Below are 23050 nucleotides of genomic sequence, written 5' to 3'. Positions count from 1 at the left end.
TGACGGGTGACGGGTGACGCTAACAATGAAGCTATAATGTCGCGCAAAGGCGCTAAGACGCAAAGTTTCCTCCGTGATTCTCCATGAAAACTCCGTGAACCTCAGCGAAACATTTTGGAATTTCATTTATTGTTTTTTTATTTATTGGGGGCGGATTTATGGGGCTTTAGCGAAGTTGCGGAAGGATATTGAGGGGCTTTAGAAAAAAAAGGACGGAAGACTGAATGACGGGTGACGGGTGACGCTAACAATGAAGCTATAATGTCGCGCAAAGGCGCTAAGACGCAAAGTTTCCTCCGTGATTCTCCATGAAAACTCCGTGAACCTCAGCGAAACATTTTGGAATTTGGAATTTTATTTTTGTTTTTTTTATTCATTAGGGTAGGAAAAAATAAAAGTTAACTGTTATATAATTGAATAGCGACATGATGAACAGAGAAACACTCATATCAAAATGGTTAAATAACGATCTAAACGATCAGGAATTCGAGGCGTTTAAAAACCTTGAAGACTATGACGATTTAGTTAAGTTAAATAACAGCCTGCAAAGTTTTAAGGCAGATGATTACGATACTTCTAAAGAATTGGAAAACGTATTATCTACCATTAAAAACGAAAAAGCACAGCCTAAAACGCATTGGTTAAAACCATTACTACGTGTTGCTGCAGTACTTGCTATTTGTTTTAGCGTGTATTTTTATACAACAACTTTAGATACCACAGTAACTACGCAGTTAGCACAAAAAACTACCGTGGAGTTACCAGATGCCTCTACTGTTTCGCTCAACGCAAAATCGGTGTTGGCATTTAATAAAAACGATTGGAAAAAAGAACGTGATGTAGAACTGCAAGGTGAAGCCTTTTTTAAGGTTGCCAAGGGCTCTTCATTCAACGTCATTACAACATCAGGAACCGTAACGGTTTATGGTACTCAATTTAATGTAAAACAGAGGGACAATTATTTTGAGGTTATTTGCTACGAAGGATTAGTTGGGGTAACACACAATTCCAAAGAAACAAAATTAAAACCTGGAGACAGTTTTTTAATTGTGGATGGGAAAGTTATTGCTAAAGAAAAAGAAAACCGCTCCTCCCCTTCGTGGTTAAATAACGAAAGTGAATTTAAAAGTATCCCCTTTAAACAGGTTGTTGCAGAATTTGAAAGACAATATAATGTAAACATTACTTTGATTGACATCGATTCTACACAACTGTTTACAGGTTCGTTTACGCACAAAAATATAGATGTTGCATTAAAATCTATTGCAGTACCTTTACAAGTAACGTACAGCAAACAAAACAATACTATTATTTTAAAGCGTGAATAGAAAAGGACTCCTTTTTCTTATTAGTCTCCTATTTTTTTTGAATGGTACAGTCGGTTTTTCGCAAGCCAATCAAAAAACACAGTCGCTTGTTTCTATTTTAAAAATACTGACCGAACGCTATAATGTTAGTTTTTCTTATGTGGATGAAACTATTGCAGATATAGAAGCTGAACTGCCTAGTGCAGATTTGGGCCTTATTGATGCTTTAGTACACATTGAAATGGCTACAGATATAGAATTTAGCATTCTTAATAGTCGTTTCATAACAGTTGTAAAACAAAAAGAACAGACTAAAACCATTATTCGAGAACAGCTTAAAGAAGTAGTTATCAGTAATTATTTAACTACTGGTATTACAAAATTAAATGATGGTTCCCTTACCGTAAAACCTGAGAAATTTGGTATTCTTCCAGGTTTGATAGAACCAGATGTTTTACAGACTATACAAGCACTTCCAGGGGTTTTCAGTATAGACGAAACGGTTTCTAACATTAATATTAGAGGTGGCACACACGATCAAAACCTGATTCTTTGGGACGGGATTAAAATGTATCAATCTGGTCATTTCTTCGGATTGATTTCAGCTTTTAACCCTTATACCACAAAAAAAGTGAACGTTTCCAAAAACGGAACCCGAGCACGATTTGGAGATGGTATTTCCAGTGTGATCGATATGCAATTATCTGATGAAATTGATGGTAAGTTTAATGCAGGCTTGGGTTTTAATTTGATTAATGGGCATGGTTATGCTAAAATTCCACTAACAAATAATACCGAATTACAATTATCTACAAGAAGATCAATTACCGATGTAATTGTAACACCAACTTACGATCAGTATTTTAAGCGCGTATTTCAAGATTCCGATTTTTCTAATGGTCAAAAAAACGAGAATACAATTTCTCAAAATGAAGACTTTTCGTTTTATGATATGACTGCTAAGTTTCTATATGATATTTCGAAAAAAGACAAATTGCGACTGCACTTTTTAAACGTGAATAACAGTTTGAAATATGAAGAACGGTTTTCTAATAACGACAGAAGTGAAGCTTTAAATAGTAGTTTATCCCAGCAAAATTCTGCTTACGGGATGACATATACCAGAGATTGGAATACTGATTTTTCAACTACTGTGCAGGCCTATGTTACCAATTATGATTTGGATGCAACAAATTTCGACATCATTAACAACCAACGCTTAATTCAAGAAAATGAGGTTTTTGATGGTTCTGCACGTTTAGACATCAATTATAGATTAAACACTAATTTCAAACTAAACATTGGGTATCAATTTACAGAAGTTGGCATCAGTAATTTGGAGGATGTGAATAATCCAACATTTAGAAGTTTTATACGAGACGTTATCCGCAGTAATTCTGCATTTGGAGAAGTCGGGTTTCTTTCGAACGATGCGAAAACGAAATTAAAAATTGGAGCTAGAGTGAACCACTTTGATAAGTTTGATGATATTTTAGTTGAACCACGATTAAACTTTAGTCAGCGTTTTTTAAATGTATTTCGACTGGAATTGTTGGGTGAATTTAAAAGTCAGACTACCTCACAAATCATCGATTTGCAAAATGATTTTTTGGGGATTGAAAAACGACGTTGGGTACTTTCCAATAATCTCGATGATGAAATTGTTATCAATGGAAAATCTATTCAACCTGTCCCCATTTTAAAAAGTAAACAAGCCTCTGCAGGGATTCATTATAATAAAAATAAACTGTTGATTAGTGCAGAAGCGTTTATAAAAAAAGTGGATGGCATTACCACAAGAAGTCAAGGATTTCAAAACCAGTTTCAATTCACAAATGCTATTGGAAGCTATGAAATTAAAGGTATTGACGTGTTGATTAATAAACAATTTGCAGACATTTTCAGCTCTTGGTTGGGGTATTCCTATAGCAAAAATGAATACACGTTTCCAACACTAAACAACGGCATACCCTTTCCAAATAATACAGATATAAGACATGCGATAACTTTTGCAAGCACCTACACTTATCGAGATTTTAAACTGGCATTAGGACTTAATTGGCATTCTGGAAGACCCACAACCTTACCTGATTTTGATGCTAATAATGATGAAAATACCATAACCTATACAAATCCGAACAGTTCTAATTTAGATGATTATTTACGCGCCGATTGTTCAGCAACCTATTCCTTTACTATTTCAGAAGCCTCAAATGCCATAATTGGCGCATCTCTTTGGAATGTATTGAACAAAAAAAACATACTAAATGCATACTACACTTTAGATGATGAAAACAATATTAATAAAGTAGAGAATCAGTCTTTAGGTATCACTCCAAATATAAGTTTTAGGGTCATTTTTTAAGAAACAAATGAGCTTTCTTACAAGACTTTACCTATCATCTAATTTATTTCATTATTAGCCTTTAATTGCTTAATTTACAGAAAAATATGCAATGGAATGGCGTCACTAAATCCACTAAATGAAACCCTAGGTCTTAGAAGGGCAAAGCACCTTTTGAGAAGAGCTACATTTAATTACACCAAGGAACAACTTGATAGTTTTGCTGCAATGAACGCAACTGCCGCAGTAAACAGCATAGCAACAAATCCCACTAATATATTAGCTGAACCTTATGACCCTTTGCCAAACGGAGCGCCAGATGGATTTTGGTTATCATCTACAGCACACCCCAATACCTTTGGTGGTCAAGGTAGAAAACGATCTCATATTACAGCTTGGTGGTGGTATAACGCCATTAATCAGGTGTCATTAAAGCATAAGCTCTCTTTCTTTTTACATACCAGTTTTACTGTTGCTAAAGATTCTGGCGCAGGACTTTCCCCTTTCTTTTATGACCATATTCGTTTGCTGGATTTCTACGCACTTGGAAACATAAAAACCCTTGCCAAAAAAATCACTTTGGACAATGCGATGTTGGATTATTTGGATAATACACAGAACAACAAAAACAATCCGAACGAAAATTATGCACGGGAATACTTGGAATTATTTACCATTTTAAAAGGTGAACAAATTGGAGAAGGTAATTATACCAATTATACGGAGTTGGATATTCAACAAGCTGCCAAAGTATTTTCAGGATTTAAAAAGAAATATGACCGAAATGGGGATATAGACCCCGATACTAATTTACCAATAGGATACTTGGCTTTAGGACAACACGACACTAATAACAAAACCTTCAGTAGTGCTTTTGGAGGACACACCATTACAGGCAGAAGTACAGCTTCTGGAATGATGGAAGAATTAAGTGATTTTGTTGAAATGGTGTTTGCCCAACCAGAAACAGCAAAAGCCTATTGCAGAAAATTATACCGTTATTTTGTAAAAAGCTCATGGAATGATACTATTGAAACCGATATCATCGGGCCCCTAGCACAACAGTTAATTGCTAATAATTATGAAATTTTACCTGTAGTAAAAACATTGCTTTCCAGTCAGCATTTCTATGATGCAGATGATGGCGATGCTACCGACAATATTATAGGGGCTATTATTAAAAGCCCGCTGCAATTATTATCCGAAGTATGCACCTTATTTGAAGTGTCGTTTCCTGACCCTTCTACAAATGCTCTTCGCTTTTACAATAATTTTTATCATAAGTTTATACATAATACATACTATAAATCCGCAGGAATGGAAATATACAATCCAGATTCCGTAGCAGGTTATCCGGCCTATTACCAAGAACCTAGTTTTGATAGAATTTGGTTTTCATCCAACACCTTAATAGGAAGATACAAGCTTATTGAAAGTTTGATTATTGGAAGAAATACCATAGACCCAAATGCTAACATATATGCTACGCTAGACACCGTTGCTTTTGTAGAAAATAAAATTGACCCTAACGATGCAAAAGACCCAAATCTTCTGGTTCATAAAATAGCTGAACTGTTATATCCTGAAAGTATTGATACAGATAGAACAGATTATTTTAAAACCTTTTTGATTGAAGATTCCGATGATTATTATTGGACGGGAGCTTGGTTACAATATATAAACACACATAATCAAGCAGATAAAACTGTGGTAAAATTAAGATTGGACGCGCTAATTACAGGAATGGTAAATGCTGCTGAATTTCAATTAATGTAGTGCCAATTATCAAGATGAAACACAAAAAAATGAACAGATGAAAAGAAGAAATTTTTTAAAACTCTCTGCAACGGCATCGGTAATTGGTTTAACTCCTTTTGAATTACAAGCTGCTTTAAAATCGGTATTGCCCTATGCCGCCTGTCCAGATATTTCCAACAGGAAACTAGTACTCATCAACCTAGCTGGTGCCAATGATGGCTTAAACACGGTAATTCCAATAAATGAATACGATACCTATAGCAATTTGCGACCTAATATTAAGGTGTCCAATACCGACTATATTGAATTGGACACCACTTTGGGACTTAACCAACAAATAGGACTTAATCCTGCACTTACGGGTTTCAAATCACTTTACGATTCTGGATTACTGCGCATTATGCAATCTGTTGGGTATCCGTCCCAAAATAAAAGCCATTTTAAATCTACCGATTTATATATGGGTGGCAATGATGGCAATAGCACTTTAAACGGTGCTGAAACGGGATGGATCGGTCGTTTTATGGAACAATTTTATGCCGATTTTATATTAGAAACATATCCTTTAGCAGTAGAAATTGGCTCTAACAAAACCTCTCTTGGTTTTCACGGAGAAGAAGCCCATGGCATGTCTTTAAATATAACCGGACAAGATCCTGCTGGTTTTTATAATATTTTAAATGGTTTGGGCGGTGAGCCTCCAGCTAATATTCCAAATTCAGATTTTGGAGATCAATTGCGATTTATCAATAACACGGATGCATTGTCCAATACTTACGCTGAAGCGATTTCTTCGGCTTTTAATAACGGACAAAACGATGCTACATATCCAGATACAGATTTAGCAAATCAATTAAAAACCGTGGCGCGCTTGATTAGTGGCGACTTAGGTTCAAAAGTATATATGGTGCGTATTTCTGGTTTTGATACACATAATGCTCAAATACAAACTTCTGGAAATGTTGCCGGCAAACATTACGATTTGCTCGACCAATTATCTGGAGCTGTAAAAGCTTTTGTAGATGATATGCAAAGTCAGAATTTAGCCGATGATGTTGTTGGTTTAACCTTTTCTGAATTTGGAAGAAAAGCTGCCGAAAACGGAAATCTAGGAACAGATCACGGTGAAATTGCGCCCATGTTTTTATTTGGAACACCTGTTGCTGGCGGTGTTTCTGGAACAAATCCAGATTTAACCGAAGCTACAAGTGCCAATAATTGGCAAATACAAACGGTACAGTATGATTACCGACAAACCTTTGCGACGCTTTTACAAGACTTTTTAGGTGCTGAAAACTCCATTATTGATAATACGTTCTTTAATCATAGTTTAAACGATAGCTTCACAAATTTAAAACTTCCAGAAATTTTAAAGAATCCTCTAACCAGCGATTGTTATCAAGCTTTAAGTACCGAGGAACAATTAAAAGCCGAAAGAGATTGGTTGGTTTATCCAAATCCTTTTACGGATACCATTAATTTTGCAAGTATCAATACTTATACCGATATCAGTTACAAGTTATTTAATGCATCTGGATTGGAAATCATGAACAGAACAGATGTCATTACCAATGGAAAGCTCTCTTTAAATCTTATGCATTTGAGTAGCGGGATTTATTTTTGTGCTATTAAGACAGGGAATTCGCAGGAGGTTCATAAGTTGGTTAAGTTGTAGATTGAATATTTAATTTTTAGCCAATACACAAAAAAACTTATTCTTACATCCGCTCCGGCACCTCAATCCCCAAAACACTAAACGCATTTTTAATAGTTTGTGCTACCGTTTTTGAAAGCTGCACTCTAAACACTTTTTCAGTATCATTATCTGCTCCTAAAATAGAAACGTTTTGGTAGAATGAATTAAACTCTTTTACCAAATCATACGTATAATTAGCAATTAATGCTGGACTATGTTGTTCTGCGGCGTTTTGAATTACTTCTGGAAATAACTGGAGTTGTTTTATGAGTTCTTTTTCCTTTGGATGAAGTTGCGTTTCGACTGCGCTCAACGTGACATTGGATGTCAAATCAGCTTTTCGTAAAATAGATTGAATTCTAGCATAGGTATATTGAATAAACGGCCCTGTATTTCCCTGAAAATCTATAGATTCTTTTGGATCGAATAAAATACGCTTTTTAGGATCTACTTTTAAGATATGGTATTTTAATGCTCCTAAACCTATGGTTTTGTAGAGTGCCTTTTTCTCGTCTTCGGAATAGCCATCTAGTTTCCCCAATTCTTCTGAAATCTCCTCGGCAGTCGCAGCCATTTCATCTATCAAATCATCGGCATCAACAACAGTACCTTCTCTACTCTTCATTTTTCCGCTAGGTAAATCTACCATACCATAACTTAAATGGTATAAATTTTTCGCCCAATCGAAGCCTAATTTTTTCAGAATTAAAAATAAAACTTGAAAGTGATAATCTTGCTCATTTCCAACGGTATAAACCATACCTCCAACATCAGGATGATCTTTTATGCGTTGTATGGCTGTCCCGATATCTTGTGTCATATAAACAGCGGTACCGTCAGAACGCTGCACTATTTTTTTGTCCAATCCATCTTCGGTTAAATCACACCAAACTGAACCATCTTCTTCTTTAAAAAACACACCCGATTTTAAACCTTCGGCTACAAACTCCTTTCCTAATAAATAGGTGTCACTTTCATAATATAATGTATCAAAATCTACACCTAAATTTTTATAAGTTTCAGCAAAACCTTTATACACCCAACCGTTCATTTTTTTCCAAAGTGAAACTACTTCTTCGTCTCCTGCTTCCCATTTTCTGAGCATATCCTGAGCATCTAAAAATATAGGCACCATTGTTTTAGCGCCTTCAACAGAAAATCCGTCATTGACCATAATTTCAATTCCTTTTTTATATTCTTGGTCGAACTTCACATAATAATTACCAACCAATTTATCGCCCTTTAAACCCGTGCTTTCAGGAGTTTCTCCATTTCCAAAAAGTTTCCAAGCAATCATACTTTTACAAATATGAATCCCTCGATCATTAATAATTTGGGTTTTATAAACTTTCTTCCCTGAAGCTTTCAAAATTTCGGCAACACTATAGCCCAATAAATTATTTCTAACATGTCCTAAGTGGAGCGGTTTGTTGGTGTTTGGCGACGAATATTCTACCATAATCGCTTTTTCGCCTTCCTTCGGTGTTTCAAAACCATAAGTATTTTCATCCTTAATTTTAGAGAAAAAATCTAGATAATACGCATCGCTTATTTCAACATTTAAAAACCCTTTTACAACATTAAAGCCTTTTACTTCATCTACATTATCAACTAAATAATTTCCGATTTTTTCGCCAATTTGCACAGGGTTTCCTTTTAAAAAACGCAACATCGGAAAAACAACCACAGTAATATCTCCAGTAAATTCCTTTCTGGTAGCTTGGAATTCAACAGATTCCAATTCTGTTTGGTATTCAGCTGAAACCGCTTGTTTAACGTGGGCAGATAATATGTTCTGAAGGCTCATTTTCTTGTTTTATAAGTCTGCAAAGATAGAATTTTTAAATCAAGTTTAACATCGATTTTAATGTGAAATACGTATCTTAGTTCATATGAAAAAGCTTGTGTTTTTATTAATTTTATTCGGATTTATATATAGTTGCGATTCCAAATCAGATACCGTTGAAACGGCTCCTGAACCTACCTTTTATAAGGGAATGGATCTGTCGTTTCAATCAGAGTTAGAAGACTATAACATTCCATATAAAGATGCCGATGGTAACCCAATAGCCATATTACCTTTTGTTGCAGAAAACGGGACTAATTTAGTACGTTTAAAACTATGGCACACGCCAAAAGATGGCGAAAATAGTTTAGCCGATGTGAAAGCCTATGCTAAACACATAAAATCACAAAACATGTCGTTTTTACTGAATTTTCATTATAGCGATTATTGGGCAGACCCGGGAAAACAGAACCCTCCAGAAGCATGGAAAAACATGGACACCCAAGAAATAAGAACTGCTATTTACAATTACACAAAAAATGTGGTACAACAATTAAAGAGCCAAAGCACCCTACCTGAAATGATTCAAATAGGTAATGAAACGGATAGCGGCTTTTTATGGGACTACGGAAAGGTTTGGAACGAATTTGATAACAATTGGGCTAATTATGCTGCTTTGGTAAGCGAAGCCATAAAAGCCATTAAGGAAGTTGATACAAATAAGGAGGTAAAAATAATGTTGCATCATTCAAGTGTTGAAAATGCTATTTTTTTCTTTGAGAAATTAGAACCCTTTAATATTGATTACGATATTATAGGGTTATCCTATTATCCACAGTTTCAGATTAAGGATTTGAGTTTGGTGCAACAAAAACTGAATCAATTAGCTTTAAACTTCAATAGAGATATTTTAATGGTTGAGGTGGCTTATCCTTTCACTTTCGATTATGAAGACAAAAGCAATAATTACATTGGGGATAGTAGTCAAATTTTATCCGAATTCCCCGCAACTCCCGAAGGACAAAAAGCCTATTTTGAATGGCTGGTAAATGCTATAAAAAAAATACCCAATAATCGAGGCATCGGATTTTGTTATTGGGCGCCAGATTGGGTGGCGTTTAATGGTAACGAAACTACCTCTACAAGTGGAAGTGCGTGGGAAAACCAATGTATGTTCGATTTTGACCATAAAGCCCTTCCTGTTTTTGATATTTACGGAAACAACTAGGTTTTCAACACATTAAAATTTGAAAATTCAAGTGGCATTTGAAGGAAAAAAAATACCGTTTTTCTATGTTTTGTGCAGTTAGTCTATTCGTCGATTTTTTCAAAAAAACCAACTCGCTTTTCATCTAATTTTTTGGTAGAAAAACCTATAAATTAGAATATAAAAAGGCTTTTTGCAACTTTTGTTGACCAAAGCTATTATCTCAAAACAAAGTGGACAATTTTATTAACCCAAACAAAGACTTCTTGATTGCCCTCAACCAAGCATCTTTAAATAATAGTTTGCTAAAAAGCTATAGTTTAATCGCTCTATGAGGAGAATAATTACTTTTATTATATTCTTATCGCTTTTCGTTGGTTTTTCACAAACCAAGGAACTAGACAGTCTTTCCATTAAATTAGGTTTTGAAACCACCGATTCCCTCAAGGTAGAAACTTCTTTGAAAATTATTGAACACCTTTTTGAAATTAAGGATTTTAACCTTGCGCAACAATACATAAAGGCCAGCGAGAAATTATCGTCTGATATAAATTACCAGCCCGGTAAAGCCAAAATCACCTATTATAAAGCTTTGATTTATGCTGAGAAAAGCGATTATATCAATGCTATGGATGGTTACACAAAGGCAAAAGCCATGTTTAACCAATTAAGCGATACTCTTAATATTGCCAAAGTGAACAATAGCATTGGTTTAATTGAAATTGAACGCGGCAATTACAGTAAAGGGCTTCAGTATTCATTATCGGCCATTAGAGAGTTAGAAAAACGAGGTTTAAAACATGAACTAAAATCTGCTTATGCTAGTTTGGGTAAAGCTTATTATAAAATAAATAACGTCGATAAAGCTATTGAATACAATTTAAAGGCCTTGGATATTCAAGAACAGCTTAACGATGATATTGGAGCGGGTACATCGAGCTTACAATTGGCCGAATTATATTCTCAGGTAAAAGAACACAGAAAAGCCATTGAATTTTACGAAAAAGTACTTTCTAGTGCTAAAGGTAAAACAGACTCTATTCAAAGTGAAATTTTACCAAAATTAGGTGGGGAATATTTAAAATTTAACGATTATGAAAACGCCACTAAATATTTACTGCAAGGTTTAAATTTAAATCGAAAAAATAAAAACGAAGCTAATTTATTGGTAACTCTTAATAACTTAGGAGGTTTAAATTTAAGCCAGAATTATTTAAGAACCGCAGAACAACAATTACTTGAAGCAGGCAGAATAGCACGGAAACTCAAGAACCAAAATGAACTTTTAAAGAATTATGGTTTAATGAAGTCTCTAGATTCATCAAAAAGAAACTTTGCTAGAGCTTTTGTTTGGCAACGACGTTACTATACCCTTAAGGATAGTTTAGAAAAAAAGGGCTCTAATCCTATCACTAAAAGTATTTCTATTTCCGAAAATGATTTAGGCTTAAACTTTGATAAGGTTGCACCTAAAAAAGAGAGTACATCTGTTAGTTTAGGACAGAATGATACTATTAATGAAAGTGAGGACAAGTTGAAGAAATTTAAGTTGTTCTTCTATATTTTACTCGGAATTTTGGCAATAGTATGTGCTTTTCTTGTTTTAATATATTTAAGACGAAATAGTAACTTAAAATACACTCAAGAACTAGAAGAGAAGAATCTTAAAATACAATTACAAAACGAAGCTTTTGTTGAGCAAACTAAACATTTAGAAAACATAAATAATGTTAAGGATAAGTTGTTCTCAATTATTTCGCATGATTTAAAGGATTCTTTATCCTCTATTAATGGCTTTATCGACTTATTAAAAGATGGTTCTTTATCGCGTGAAGAGTTTGATAATCTAATTCCAGAATTGAGTGAAAATGCGAATAACGCTTCACTTTTGTTATTCAATTTATTGAACTGGTCTAAATCTCAAATGCAATCGCTCAAACCAAGTCCGAGCTTATTTGATGTGCAAGAAGTATTTGAGGAAAAAATAAAATTGATAGATCAGCGTCTTGAAAGTAAAGGTATAGAATTGATAGACCATTCACTTCGTGATTTTGCGTATGCCGATAGAAGTATGATTGAAATCGTTGTTCAAAATTTACTGGCTAATGCTTTAAAATTCTCAAGAAAAGGAGATACTATTACTATTTCTAACCATATCAGCAATGGTAGCTGTATTATCAGTATTGCAGATACTGGAATTGGTATTTCTAAACACAATATCGAGAAACTCTTCAAGAGCAGCACTTACACTACTATGGGTACCAATAACGAAAAAGGGACTGGTCTTGGTCTTTCCATCTGTAAAGAATTGGTAGAACTTAATGGTGGAAAAATTTGGGTTGAAAGTTCTGTTAATGTGGGTAGTACTTTTTATGTGCAATTGCCAAAATCTAAACCCAACGAATAGTTTAAGCTTTAGGCAAAAACACTTCTGCCATCATACAACGCGCACTTCCACCACCACAGGTTTCAATGGTTTCTAATGAACTAGATACTATTTTACAATGGGTTTCTATTTGTGCTATTTGAGATGGAGTTAGTGCATCATGTGCAGCTTTACTCATTATTAAGAAACGTTCATCATTATGTCCTTTTACCTGCAACATATTACCAGCAAAGGTTTTGAGTTGAGCTTCCGTAATGTCAACAATTTGTTTGCCATCTTCTTTTAAATGGTTGATCACATTTTTGCGCTCTTTCTTATCGTCTATACTGCTTAAGCAAACAATCGCAAAGGTTTCAGCGACACTCATCATTACATTGGTGTGGTAAATAGGTTTCCTTTTGCCATCAACCGTTTGGTTCGCAGTAAAAACAATGGGAAAATAGTCGAAGTCCTCACAGAATTCTATGAACAAATCTTCATCAGCTCTGGGAGATAAAGCACAATAGGCTTTTCTATTTGCACGGTCTAAAACAACACTTCCCGTACCTTCAAGAAAAATGTTTTCTTCCTCAGCACTTGTATAATCAACTATATTGTTGATTACAAAACCCTTTTCTTCCAAAATTTCCAAAATATCCTCCCGACGCTCTAAACGTCTGTTTTCTGCAAACATGGGGTATAAACCAACATCGCCATTTTCATGAAACGACACCCAATTGTTTGGAAAAATGGAGTCTGGTGTATCGGTTTCTTTTCTATCATTAACAACTATTACATCAACACCAATAGTTCTAAGTTTATCCACATAAGCATCAAACTCCTTTTGAGCTTTAACATTAATCGTTTCTGGTAACACACCATCAATAGCTTCCTGATAATAATTATTAACAGCAGTTTGCTCGTTCATCCTAAAATTCACAGGACGAACCATTAAAATGGTGTTTGTAGTTTGTTGCATTTTTATTTAAATTGTATTACAAAAGTATTACTATTTATTATAAAAACAACTTTGTGTATTTGGAAACTCAAAACTATGACTTATTGACTTGAGTTCTATTCATATTTAAAACACAATGTCTGAATTTCAATAACAAATAATTCTTTTGATATCCTAGAAGGTCTTTTTTGATTTTAAAAGATATGAATAGCATTAAAAAAAAGCAGACCTACAAGGTTTTTGAAACCTTGCAGGTCGTTAACTACCTGTAATAAAAAGATATAAAAATACTTCTATTTAAAATTTACCGCTCTTAATCTATCTTTTACCACATGTTTTATTTTAGGTAATACCTCTTTCATTATATAAGGAGGGTAAGCACCATCCCCTGCTTTTTGAATTTCTTCTAAAGCATATTTCATATAGGTACTGTGTACAATGGTACCAATATTAATTTTGCTCATCCCCATTAGTATTGATTTTTGAATGTCGGCATCTGGAATTCCCGTACCGCCATGCAAAACTAAAGGCGCAGGAATAGCTAGAGCTATTTCCTCTAAACGATCAAAATGGATTTTAGGTTCAGTTGGTGTAAATCCGTGAGCAGTACCAATACCTACAGCTACAATATCAACACCTGTTGCTTCATAAAGTTTTTTCACTTCTCCAACATCGGCTAAGAAATCATTATCGCTTTTTACCTCAACACCACGCCCCATAATCTTGCCTATTTCGGCCTCTACAACAACACCGGCTGAAGCGGCATAATCTACAACCTGTTTGGTCATTTTTATATTTTCTTCAAGCGATACCTGAGAACCATCAATCATCACGGAATCGTAACCCGAATCTATGGCGCGTTTGCATAAATCTACCGTGGTACTGTGGTCTAGATGTAAAAAGATATTGTTTTGAGATACTTTTTTAAAGCCATCTACTAAAGAACGAAATACCTCTGTAGTATTTAATTCTGCAACTGGTGGATACGTCATTACCATAACGTTCGTACTCATTTCATCTGCAGCTTCAACTACAGCTTTCAGATCGTAATTATCATTTACATTAAACGCAGGCAAACAGCGTTGGGTTGCTCTGTAATCAATGAATAATTCTTTAAGCGTATTGTACTTCTGATTGTATATCATTTTTTCTAATGTTTTAATTACTGTGCCCATATAAATGGTCTTTACTTATTTCTATTTCAATATTGCTAATGTCCAACCAATGGTTTAGTTCTGTCAAATCTTTTTGTAAATAACCTCTACCAATAATCCAATGATGGTCTAAACCATTATTCAATACGGTGCTTAGAATATCTCCAGCTGAGTTTTTTCTAGGTTCAACTTCGGCATAACTTCCTCTAAATGCCATTTCAGACGGTCTAATATTTCCTTCCCAAGTCAACACTTTTGAAGCTTCAGGATATTGGTATTTTGCAATGGTTACTTGTCCTTGTTTATGTAAAAACTCCAACAGCATCCCCATACTACTTTCTACATCAAAATTCTCAAGGATACTGTGATTTCTAACTTCAAACCCAGTTTCAGGATGTATCAATTTTGTTGGTGCACCTCCACAATGCCAGAAACCAACGCGGTTATCATCTTTATTGATAAGCGATAAATCTACCAAGGTTGGAATGGCATTCCCAAAACTTATCTGATGCATTAAAATCATGGTTAATAAGGCTCCCATGTCAGATTCATCAGCAACAGGAATTCCTAAATCCTGAACCAAAGCTCCTGCGCCATCACCCGCAATGCCATAGGTGTCAAATAATTCGGGCCAATTTTTAAGTCCTATTCCTAAATAATCATGTAAGCGAGCATAATCTGCCATTGCTAATGATAATCGTATCGATTTATTTATTTGCTCATCATTCACATTATTGAATTTGCAAAGTGAATGCCCTAACAATTGCTCTTTTATTTGTCCGATAATATCATCGGTAAACTTTTTACCATGCTGCCAAATGGTATCAAAATCTATTCTATCCACTTTAATCCCGAATCTATTTAGAAGCGACAATTCATTGAGTTCGCAATCGTAAAATCCTGGCACACGAAAACCTCCAACCATACCAACAGACTTTTGATTGATTGAAGCCTTTACATACACCGATTTTGCAAATTTTAAAATATTACCATTAAAGGCATCGTCGTCTGGCGATTCAAAAAGCCATGAAAATTTTACACCGCAAGAATTAAAGATGTTCAGCAAAAAATTTTGACCGCACAATCTATTATTGGATAGTCTTCCACCGGTTTCTTCATCATGAGACCAACTTAAAACTGGAATTTTATTTTGATTTAACCAACGCGCTAAAGTGGCCGCTAAATCTCCAGCTATAAAAGACGCCTGATAAATAATTAAACCGTCTATACCCTGAGCTTGCATCTCCTTTAACCACGTATAAATAGCCTCTTTAGATTGAATTGGCGCTTCAGATGCTATCAGTTCAAATCGTTCTTTTGGTAAAGCGTTTTTCAATCCTGTTTTAGCATTGGCATAATTTTTTAAAATGGATTGCCAATCAAAATGTTCTTCAAGTCCTACCCCAACAAGGGCTATTTTCGCAATGTAATTTGGTTTCTTTGGGGCTATAGCACTTTCGAATAAGTCACTTACTATGCCTCCTTCTATAATTGATTTTTCTAGTAAACCCATAATGCTTTCTATTTAGTATCGATGAATAATGGACAGTTTTTTTCCATAAAACCCTTATTGGGAAGGTATGTTCTGCCTCCAAAATGTTGCGCTACTTGCGACGCAAAGTAACTGGCATATAACATGCGCTCTTTTAAACTAAAACCTTGTAATAAAGCAGAAGCATAAGCTGCGTGAAACGCATCGCCACATCCTGTAGTGTCTATAACTTCAACTTTAAATGCCGGTTGATGAATTAATTCCCCCTCAGATAAAGCAAAAGAACCATTGGCACCATCGGTAATGATAACTTGAGCTTCAGTCATTTTTGAAACTGATTTTAAGACTTCAATGGCATCTGTTTTTCCAGATATATTTTGAGCTGCTTCCAAAGGCAAAATAGCGTCAGAACATAATGCTAGCATCTCCTCCATTATAGATTGTTCTGCAGATTCCATGTCCAAAACACTTTTTAATCCCAAGCTTTTTGCTAATTTTAATAAATGAATGTTTATAGCAGTATCATATCCATCCACCAGTATTAAATCGAATCCTTTTAAATCATCTTCATTAATATCCTCTTTGGAAAATGGGATATAATGTTTTGTGGAATAGAATACGGTACGTTCGCCTTCATCATCAATTTGAACAATGGCAATAGCTGGAGTTGCACCTTCTTTTTTAACGAAAAAATCATTTTTCACCCCATGCTTTATCAGCTCATCCTTAGCAACCGTACTTAATGGATTATCACCAAAATAACCTAAAAAATAGGTTTCGTTTCCTAACGCTGCTAATCCACACGCAGCGTTACCCGCAGGAGCACCACCTTGTAGTAAGATATCACATTCGTTTTTTTGTCCCATCTTAATTTCTGATGGTACAGATACCAAAAGATCTACTACATTTAAACCGCTACATAGCACCTTCATAATATAATTGTTTGTAACAAAGTTAGTATCAAAACAAAGTTTATACTAAATGCTAATTATATCAATTTATGTACTATATTGTCCAGTATTAGTTATTTCATATCAAATGAAGCCGAAATTAGAACATATTCCGCATGAATTAGATGGTTCTATTCATGCCTTTATATATGAAAACGATTATTTTAACGCCCCTTGGCATTATCATGAAGATTACGAATTAACATATATTGTAAAAGGAAGCGGCATAAGACATGTGGGTAATAATATAGACCACTTTACACCAAACGATCTCGTTCTCATCGGGAAAGAAGTGCCACATTGTTGGCGTAATGAAATGGGTTATAATGATGGTGTCATTTCGGTTTGTGTGCAATGGAACAACAAGACTATAGATGATTTTTTAAATAACAATTCAGAATTACAAGCCGTTCATTCGCTTTTGGAAGCTTCAAAACAGGGTATAAAATTTACTAACATTGATTTTGTGAAACAGATAAGTGATAGAATGATACAATTAAATCAATTACATTCAGGAAAAAAACTTATAAACTTACTTGATATTTTACTGGATTTGGCAACATCAAACGAAAAAACCTTACTATCCATTACTAAAACCAACTATCATTTTACGGAAAAATCCAATACGAGAATAGCTTCGATTTTAAACTATATCGATCATAATTACCATAGAAAAATAAGTATTGAGGATATGGCCAACCTCATTTACATGACAAATAGTGCGTTTTGTAAATATTTTAAAAAAGAATTTAAAAGGCCTTTCACCAATTATCTTAATGAATTCAGAATTAGAAAAGCTTGTTTGTTATTGCAAGAAACCGACCAGAACCTTCTGGATATTGCCTTAAATTGTGGCTATGAGAACATGTCCTTTTTTCATAGACAATTTAAAAAATACTTACTTATGACACCTTTAGCATATAGAAATTATAATGCCTTGTTTGAATGATTTCTTAATCTCTAAACAAAGGCATTGTTGTGCATCGTAGTAGCCCCTCTTGCTTCCCAATTTCAGCATAAGGCACTTCTTCAACGGTAAAACCTTGATCTCTTAACCAATTATTAAGCCTTGTAAAGTTCTGTTCTGAAATAATGACATCTTCAGAGATTGAAAACACGTTACTATACATTTGGTACATTTCATCTTTGGTTATTTCAAAAACGTTTTCTTTCCCAAAGAAATCAACTAACCATTCATATTCCTTTTCAACTAAAAATCCATTTTTATGGATAATGGCTTTTCCTTTACCTAACGGATTAAAGCAACAATCTAAATGTAATGCGTTCTCTTTAGGGTTGGTATTGGATTTTCGCAACTCAAAAGCTTTTACTTTTTTCTTCGGAAATAAGTCTTGAATCGCTTTTACTGCTTGAATATTGGTGCGTGCGGTAATCAATTCTGGATAATCATTTCCTGAATACGTTCCCATAAAAATATAGTCGTTCCACGACATCACGTCTCCTCCTTCCACATGACATTCTTTTGGCAGAATAATACGCTTATCTTCCGCTACTTGATTCCAGATATAATCTATAGCCCGCACTTCTTTTTCTCTATGTGGTAAAATATTGGCTTCAATCATGATATCGTCAATCACAAAAGCAATGTCTCTCGTAAAGATTTGATTGCAATTTTTTATAACCTCTGGTCTGTAAACTTCAACATCATATTTTTCAAATACTTTTAATACAGCATTCATCTCTTTAATCATATCAGCTTCGGTAGGATATGTTCCTGCTTTGATATGCTCAATACTCTTCGGATCATAACAATCCTCTATTTTTGGAATTGGGCCATTGCTTTCGGCTGTTCCTAAAACAACTGAGCGTAATCTAGAAATTTCGTTTTGAATATTTAATTTTATCATTCGCAATCGCTATATAAATGCTTTTATTTTAATATATCAAAGCTAAGGATTATAAAGTGTACTTTACATTATTCTCATAAAAAAGAGCATATAAAAGAAAAGCTTCATGAAAAATTCATGAAGCTTAACAATAATTTAAAAACCTATATTTTATTATCTCTTTTCTATGGGCTTGAATGCTCTTTCAGTTTCTCCAATATAAAGTTGTCTTGGTCTCCCTATTGGCTCTTTATTTAATCTCATTTCGCGCCATTGTGCAATCCAACCTGGTAAACGCCCCATTGCGAACATAACGGTAAACATTTCTACCGGAATTCCCATGGCTCTATAAATAATACCAGAATAGAAATCAACGTTTGGGTATAATTTTCTTTCTACAAAATACGGGTCTTCTAATGCTTCTTTTGCTAAACCTTTGGCAATATCTAAAATAGGATCGTCTATCCCTAAATCTGCTAAAACTTCATTAGCCGCTTGTTTAATAATAAGTGCTCTTGGGTCAAAGTTCTTATACACTCTGTGCCCAAAGCCCATTAAACGGAAAGGGTCATTTTTATCTTTAGCTTTCGCCATGTATTTTTTAGTATCGCCTCCATCTGCTCGAATAGCTTCAAGCATTTCTAAAACCGCTTGGTTAGCACCACCATGAAGGGGCCCCCAAAGTGCAGAAATACCAGAGGCAAGCGACACGAATAAACCTGCATGGGACGAACCTGCAATTCTTACGGTTGAGGTTGAACAGTTTTGCTCATGATCGGCATGTAAAATTAAAAGTTTGTCCAACGCGTTAACCAAGATTGGATTCTGTTCGTAATCACTACTTGGACTTTTAAACATCATCTTTAATAAATTCTCTACATAGCCTAATTTATTACTCCCATAATCTAATGGTAAACCGTGCTTTTTACGCAAAGTCCAAGCCACCAATACAGGAAATTTTGCCATTATTCTCACAATAGCTTTATACATTTCCTCTTCCGAATTTACATCTACAGTAGAAGGATAAAATGCCGTAAGCGCACTAGTTAATGAAGACAAAACACCCATTGGGTGTGCTGATCTTGGAAATGCATCTAAAATCTTTTTAACGTCATCATCTACAACAGAGTGGGCTTTAATGTCGTTATCAAACTTATCTAATTTCTCTTTTGTTGGTAATTCCCCAAAAATTAAAAGGTACACTACTTCCAAAAAGTGTGCTTTTTCTGCTAATTCTTCAATAGAATAACCTCTGTATCTTAAAATGCCTTTTTCGCCATCTAGAAAGGTAATAGCGCTCTCACAACTTCCTGTATTTTTATAACCGGGATCAATAGTGATTACTCCACCTGTTGCACTTCTTAATGTTTTAATATCTATTGCAACTTCATTCTCCGTTCCTCTTATTAAAGGAAACTCATGTTTTTCGCCGTTAATTTCTAAGGTAGCAGTATCTGACATATATTTATTTAGTTTTACTTTTTGTGTCGCTAATTTACAAAATATCTCATGATTAGGAAGCGCAGGCGTAAAGGTTTTATTAATTTAAATATTGTTAAAATTGATATCCACAAAAAAGCGATTACTTAAAAAAGTAATCGCTTTTGAATATAGAAATTATAGTATCCTTTATTACTTTATTTTAAAAGCATTTTCCCCTGGAAAATAAGCAACTTCTCCCAACTCTTCTTCAATACGAAGTAACTGGTTGTATTTTGCCATACGGTCACTACGAGACGCAGAACCTGTTTTAATTTGGCCTGTGTTTAACGCTACGGCTAAATCTGCAATGGTGTTATCTTCAGTTTCTCCGGAACGGTGTGACATTACAGAAGTATAACCTGCATTATGCGCCATATTTACAGCAGCAATAGTTTCAGTTAATGTACCAATTTGGTTTACTTTAATTAAGATTGAATTTGCAATACCTTCTTTAATACCTCTTGATAAACGCTCAACATTGGTTACAAATAAATCATCGCCCACCAATTGAACTTTGTCGCCAATTAATTCGGTTAAATATTTAAAACCGTCCCAATCGTTTTCATCCATTCCATCTTCAATCGAGATAATTGGGTATTTAGAAGCTAATTCAGCTAAATATTCAGCTTGCTCTTTAGAAGTTCTTATCACTCCAGAATCGCCTTCAAATTTCTTGTAATCGTATTTTCCATCCACAAAAAATTCGGCAGCAGCACAATCTAAAGCGATTTTTACTTCATCTCCAAATTTATAGCCTGCATTGGCTACTGCTTTTGCGATAGTATCTAATGCATCCTCTGTTCCTCCTGGCAAGTTTGGTGCAAATCCACCCTCATCACCAACAGCAGTACTTAAATCTCTGTCGTGCAATACCTTTTTAAGATTATGGAAAATCTCAGTACCCATTTGCATAGCGTGTGTAAAGTTTTTAGCTTTAACGGGCATAATCATAAACTCTTGAAACGCAATTGGCGCATCACTATGGGAACCACCGTTAATGATATTCATCATTGGCAACGGTAACGTGTTTGCAGAAACACCACCTACGTAGCGATATAATGGCATATTTAACTCATTTGCCGCAGCTTTGGCAACAGCAAGAGAAACACCCAAAATAGCATTAGCTCCTAATTTTGATTTATTTGGCGTACCATCCAAATCAATCATCATTTTATCAATCAGGTTTTGTTCAAAAACAGAAACACCTAATAATTCTTCTGCGATAAGTGTGTTTACATTTTCAACTGCTTTTAAAACACCTTTACCCATGTATGTATTTCCGCCATCACGTAACTCTACAGCTTCGTGCTCTCCAGTTGATGCTCCCGACGGTACGGCAGCTCTACCCAATATATTGTTTTCGGTAACTACATCTACTTCAACAGTAGGATTACCTCTTGAATCTAAAATTTGTCTTGCGTGAATATTGATTATTATGCTCATAATTGGTTTGTTTTTAATCTTTTATCAAATTTACGTTTTAATCTCTTCTTATTTACTGACTTTTGACATAAAATCTTAAAAAGAAAGCTATAACGTTTTAGTTAATTTACGGTGTTTAAAAATCTATTTTTCTACTACAGAAAGCTTGCTTCTTTTAATATTCTCAACGAACTGGTCAAATAAATAAGATGAATCATGTGGTCCGGGACTTGCTTCTGGATGGTATTGTACAGAGAAACAATTTTTAGACTTCATAGCTAAACCTGCAACGGTCTCATCATTTAAATGAATATGCGATATTTGCAAATCTTGATTGGCTTCAGCCTCTTCCCTATTTACGGCAAATCCATGATTTTGAGAGGTAATCTCTCCTTTTCCGGTAATTAAGTTTTTTACGGGATGGTTGATGCCTCGGTGTCCGTTATGCATTTTGTAAGTCGACACACCATTGGCAATAGCAATGACTTGGTGTCCTAAACAAATTCCAAATAATGGTAAATCACGTTTTATAATTTCCTTTGCAACAGCTTGCGCTTCTACCAATGGCTCTGGATCTCCAGGACCGTTTGATAAAAAGTACCCATCTGGATTAAAAGCCTCTAAATCTTCAAATTTAGAATTATATGGAAATACTTTGATGTAAGCATCTCTACTTGCAATATTTCTAAGGATGTTTTTCTTGATACCAATATCTAAAGCTGCCACTTTAAAAGTTGCATTTTCGTCCCCAAAATAATACGGTTCCGTACATGATACCTTAGATGCCAACTCCAATCCTTTCATACTAGGTACTTCTGCCAATTGCTTTTTTAAATGGTCAATATTATCTACTTCCGTAGAAATAACGGCATTCATAGCGCCATGATCTCTAATGTAACTTACCAAAGCTCTGGTATCGACATCTGAAATAGCTAAGAGATTATTTTGATCTAAAAAATCCTGTAATGAGCCATCTGCATCATCTCTAGAATATTCATAGCTAAAGTTTTTTACAATTAAACCAGCTATTTTTATAGAATCAGATTCTACTTCGTCGTTATTAACACCATAGTTTCCAATATGTGCATTGGTGGCCACCATTAATTGTCCGTAGTAAGACGGGTCGGTAAAGATCTCTTGATATCCAGTCATGCCCGTATTAAAGCATACCTCTCCAAACGAAGTGCCCTGTTTATTCCCTACTGCCTTACCATAAAAAATGGTGCCATCTGCAAGTAGAATGATGGCATTTTGTCTCTTTTGATATTTCATTTTTTATTTC

Annotated in this window: 16 protein-coding genes; 7 read left to right on the top strand and 9 right to left on the bottom strand. The window is 34.7% G+C overall.

Features of this window, described 5'->3' with window-relative positions; translation table 11 throughout:
* The first annotated feature begins 425 nt into the window (after positions 1–425).
* From ABXQ82_RS04715 to ABXQ82_RS04700, 4 genes are all read left to right on the top strand, one after another.
* Complete coding sequence (locus ABXQ82_RS04715) at positions 426–1328, top strand: FecR domain-containing protein (protein ID WP_367055616.1); 903 nt, start codon at positions 426–428, stop codon at positions 1326–1328.
* A 37-nt stretch (positions 1329–1365) separates the two neighbouring features.
* Positions 1366–3672, top strand: coding sequence for a TonB-dependent receptor plug domain-containing protein (locus ABXQ82_RS04710; RefSeq protein WP_367055613.1), 2307 nt, complete (start codon positions 1366–1368; stop codon positions 3670–3672).
* 96 nt (positions 3673–3768) lie between these two features.
* The gene (locus ABXQ82_RS04705; RefSeq protein ID WP_367055610.1) at positions 3769–5427 is read left to right on the top strand and encodes a DUF1800 family protein; all 1659 of its coding nucleotides are present in this window, start codon (positions 3769–3771) and stop codon (positions 5425–5427) included.
* Positions 5428–5464: 37 nt separating this feature from the next.
* Positions 5465–7084, top strand: a complete 1620-nt coding sequence (locus ABXQ82_RS04700) for a DUF1501 domain-containing protein (RefSeq protein WP_367055607.1) — start codon at positions 5465–5467, stop codon at positions 7082–7084.
* Positions 7085–7127: 43 nt separating this feature from the next.
* Here the strand turns inward: ABXQ82_RS04700 and argS are convergent, their stop codons facing one another.
* Entirely contained in the window at positions 7128–8912 is a 1785-nt protein-coding gene (gene argS / locus ABXQ82_RS04695) for an arginine--tRNA ligase (RefSeq protein ID WP_367055604.1), read from the bottom strand.
* 85 nt (positions 8913–8997) lie between these two features.
* Here argS and ABXQ82_RS04690 point away from each other — a divergent pair, with 85 nt between their 5' ends.
* Entirely contained in the window at positions 8998–10119 is a 1122-nt protein-coding gene (locus tag ABXQ82_RS04690; RefSeq protein WP_367055600.1) for a glycosyl hydrolase 53 family protein, read from the top strand.
* 310 nt (positions 10120–10429) lie between these two features.
* Positions 10430–12505 (top strand): tetratricopeptide repeat-containing sensor histidine kinase, encoded by a 2076-nt coding sequence (locus ABXQ82_RS04685; RefSeq protein ID WP_367055597.1) that lies wholly within the window; start codon positions 10430–10432, stop codon positions 12503–12505.
* A 1-nt stretch (position 12506) separates the two neighbouring features.
* Here ABXQ82_RS04685 and ctlX read toward each other — a convergent pair whose 3' ends face one another.
* The 4 genes from ctlX to ABXQ82_RS04665 all read right to left on the bottom strand — a co-directional run bounded on the left by ctlX (position 12507) and on the right by ABXQ82_RS04665 (position 16999).
* Positions 12507–13442 (bottom strand): citrulline utilization hydrolase CtlX, encoded by a 936-nt coding sequence (gene ctlX, locus ABXQ82_RS04680; protein WP_367055594.1) that lies wholly within the window; start codon positions 13440–13442, stop codon positions 12507–12509.
* 272 nt (positions 13443–13714) lie between these two features.
* On the bottom strand, positions 13715–14596 hold the full coding sequence (locus tag ABXQ82_RS04675) for a class II fructose-bisphosphate aldolase (RefSeq protein WP_367055591.1): 882 nt from the start codon (positions 14594–14596) through the stop codon (positions 13715–13717).
* Positions 14580–16088, bottom strand: a complete 1509-nt coding sequence (locus ABXQ82_RS04670; RefSeq protein WP_367055588.1) for a hypothetical protein — start codon at positions 16086–16088, stop codon at positions 14580–14582. The genes ABXQ82_RS04675 and ABXQ82_RS04670 overlap by 17 nt, the downstream gene beginning before the upstream one ends.
* Positions 16089–16096: 8 nt before the next feature.
* On the bottom strand, positions 16097–16999 hold the full coding sequence (locus ABXQ82_RS04665) for a PfkB family carbohydrate kinase (protein WP_367055585.1): 903 nt from the start codon (positions 16997–16999) through the stop codon (positions 16097–16099).
* Between the two features lie 106 nt (positions 17000–17105).
* Between ABXQ82_RS04665 and ABXQ82_RS04660 the strand changes: the two genes are divergently transcribed.
* On the top strand, positions 17106–17966 hold the full coding sequence (locus ABXQ82_RS04660; protein ID WP_367055582.1) for an AraC family transcriptional regulator: 861 nt from the start codon (positions 17106–17108) through the stop codon (positions 17964–17966).
* Between the two features lie 4 nt (positions 17967–17970).
* Here the strand turns inward: ABXQ82_RS04660 and ABXQ82_RS04655 are convergent, their stop codons facing one another.
* From ABXQ82_RS04655 to carA, 4 genes are all read right to left on the bottom strand, one after another.
* Positions 17971–18885: an arginine deiminase family protein gene (locus ABXQ82_RS04655; protein ID WP_367055580.1), complete on the bottom strand. Its 915-nt coding sequence runs from the start codon at positions 18883–18885 to the stop codon at positions 17971–17973.
* A gap of 153 nt (positions 18886–19038) precedes the next feature.
* Positions 19039–20325, bottom strand: coding sequence for a citrate synthase (locus ABXQ82_RS04650; protein WP_367055577.1), 1287 nt, complete (start codon positions 20323–20325; stop codon positions 19039–19041).
* Between the two features lie 171 nt (positions 20326–20496).
* Positions 20497–21789, bottom strand: a complete 1293-nt coding sequence (gene eno / locus ABXQ82_RS04645; RefSeq protein ID WP_367055574.1) for a phosphopyruvate hydratase — start codon at positions 21787–21789, stop codon at positions 20497–20499.
* A 123-nt stretch (positions 21790–21912) separates the two neighbouring features.
* The gene (gene carA, locus ABXQ82_RS04640) at positions 21913–23040 is read right to left on the bottom strand and encodes a glutamine-hydrolyzing carbamoyl-phosphate synthase small subunit (RefSeq protein ID WP_367055571.1); all 1128 of its coding nucleotides are present in this window, start codon (positions 23038–23040) and stop codon (positions 21913–21915) included.
* Between the last annotated feature and the right edge of the window lie 10 nt (positions 23041–23050).

Origin of the sequence: Algibacter sp. 2305UL17-15, from assembly GCF_040720935.1 — a bacterium.
Lineage (GTDB): Bacteria > Bacteroidota > Bacteroidia > Flavobacteriales > Flavobacteriaceae > Jejuia.
The sequence above is the reverse complement of the archived record's forward strand: the minus strand, read 5'-3'. Positions and strand labels throughout refer to the sequence as shown.

Coding starts and splice junctions, on each gene's coding strand:
- ABXQ82_RS04685 (WP_367055597.1), top strand. CDS start 10,430: ATGAGGAGAATAATTACTTTTATTATATTCTTATCGCTTTTCGTTGGT.
- ABXQ82_RS04660 (WP_367055582.1), top strand. CDS start 17,106: ATGAAGCCGAAATTAGAACATATTCCGCATGAATTAGATGGTTCTATT.
- eno (WP_367055574.1), bottom strand. CDS start 21,789: ATGAGCATAATAATCAATATTCACGCAAGACAAATTTTAGATTCAAGA.
- ABXQ82_RS04675 (WP_367055591.1), bottom strand. CDS start 14,596: ATGGGCACAGTAATTAAAACATTAGAAAAAATGATATACAATCAGAAG.
- ABXQ82_RS04650 (WP_367055577.1), bottom strand. CDS start 20,325: ATGTCAGATACTGCTACCTTAGAAATTAACGGCGAAAAACATGAGTTT.
- ABXQ82_RS04705 (WP_367055610.1), top strand. CDS start 3,769: ATGGCGTCACTAAATCCACTAAATGAAACCCTAGGTCTTAGAAGGGCA.
- ABXQ82_RS04655 (WP_367055580.1), bottom strand. CDS start 18,885: ATGATAAAATTAAATATTCAAAACGAAATTTCTAGATTACGCTCAGTT.
- ABXQ82_RS04670 (WP_367055588.1), bottom strand. CDS start 16,088: ATGGGTTTACTAGAAAAATCAATTATAGAAGGAGGCATAGTAAGTGAC.
- carA (WP_367055571.1), bottom strand. CDS start 23,040: ATGAAATATCAAAAGAGACAAAATGCCATCATTCTACTTGCAGATGGC.
- argS (WP_367055604.1), bottom strand. CDS start 8,912: ATGAGCCTTCAGAACATATTATCTGCCCACGTTAAACAAGCGGTTTCA.
- ctlX (WP_367055594.1), bottom strand. CDS start 13,442: ATGCAACAAACTACAAACACCATTTTAATGGTTCGTCCTGTGAATTTT.
- ABXQ82_RS04690 (WP_367055600.1), top strand. CDS start 8,998: ATGAAAAAGCTTGTGTTTTTATTAATTTTATTCGGATTTATATATAGT.
- ABXQ82_RS04715 (WP_367055616.1), top strand. CDS start 426: ATGATGAACAGAGAAACACTCATATCAAAATGGTTAAATAACGATCTA.
- ABXQ82_RS04665 (WP_367055585.1), bottom strand. CDS start 16,999: ATGAAGGTGCTATGTAGCGGTTTAAATGTAGTAGATCTTTTGGTATCT.
- ABXQ82_RS04700 (WP_367055607.1), top strand. CDS start 5,465: ATGAAAAGAAGAAATTTTTTAAAACTCTCTGCAACGGCATCGGTAATT.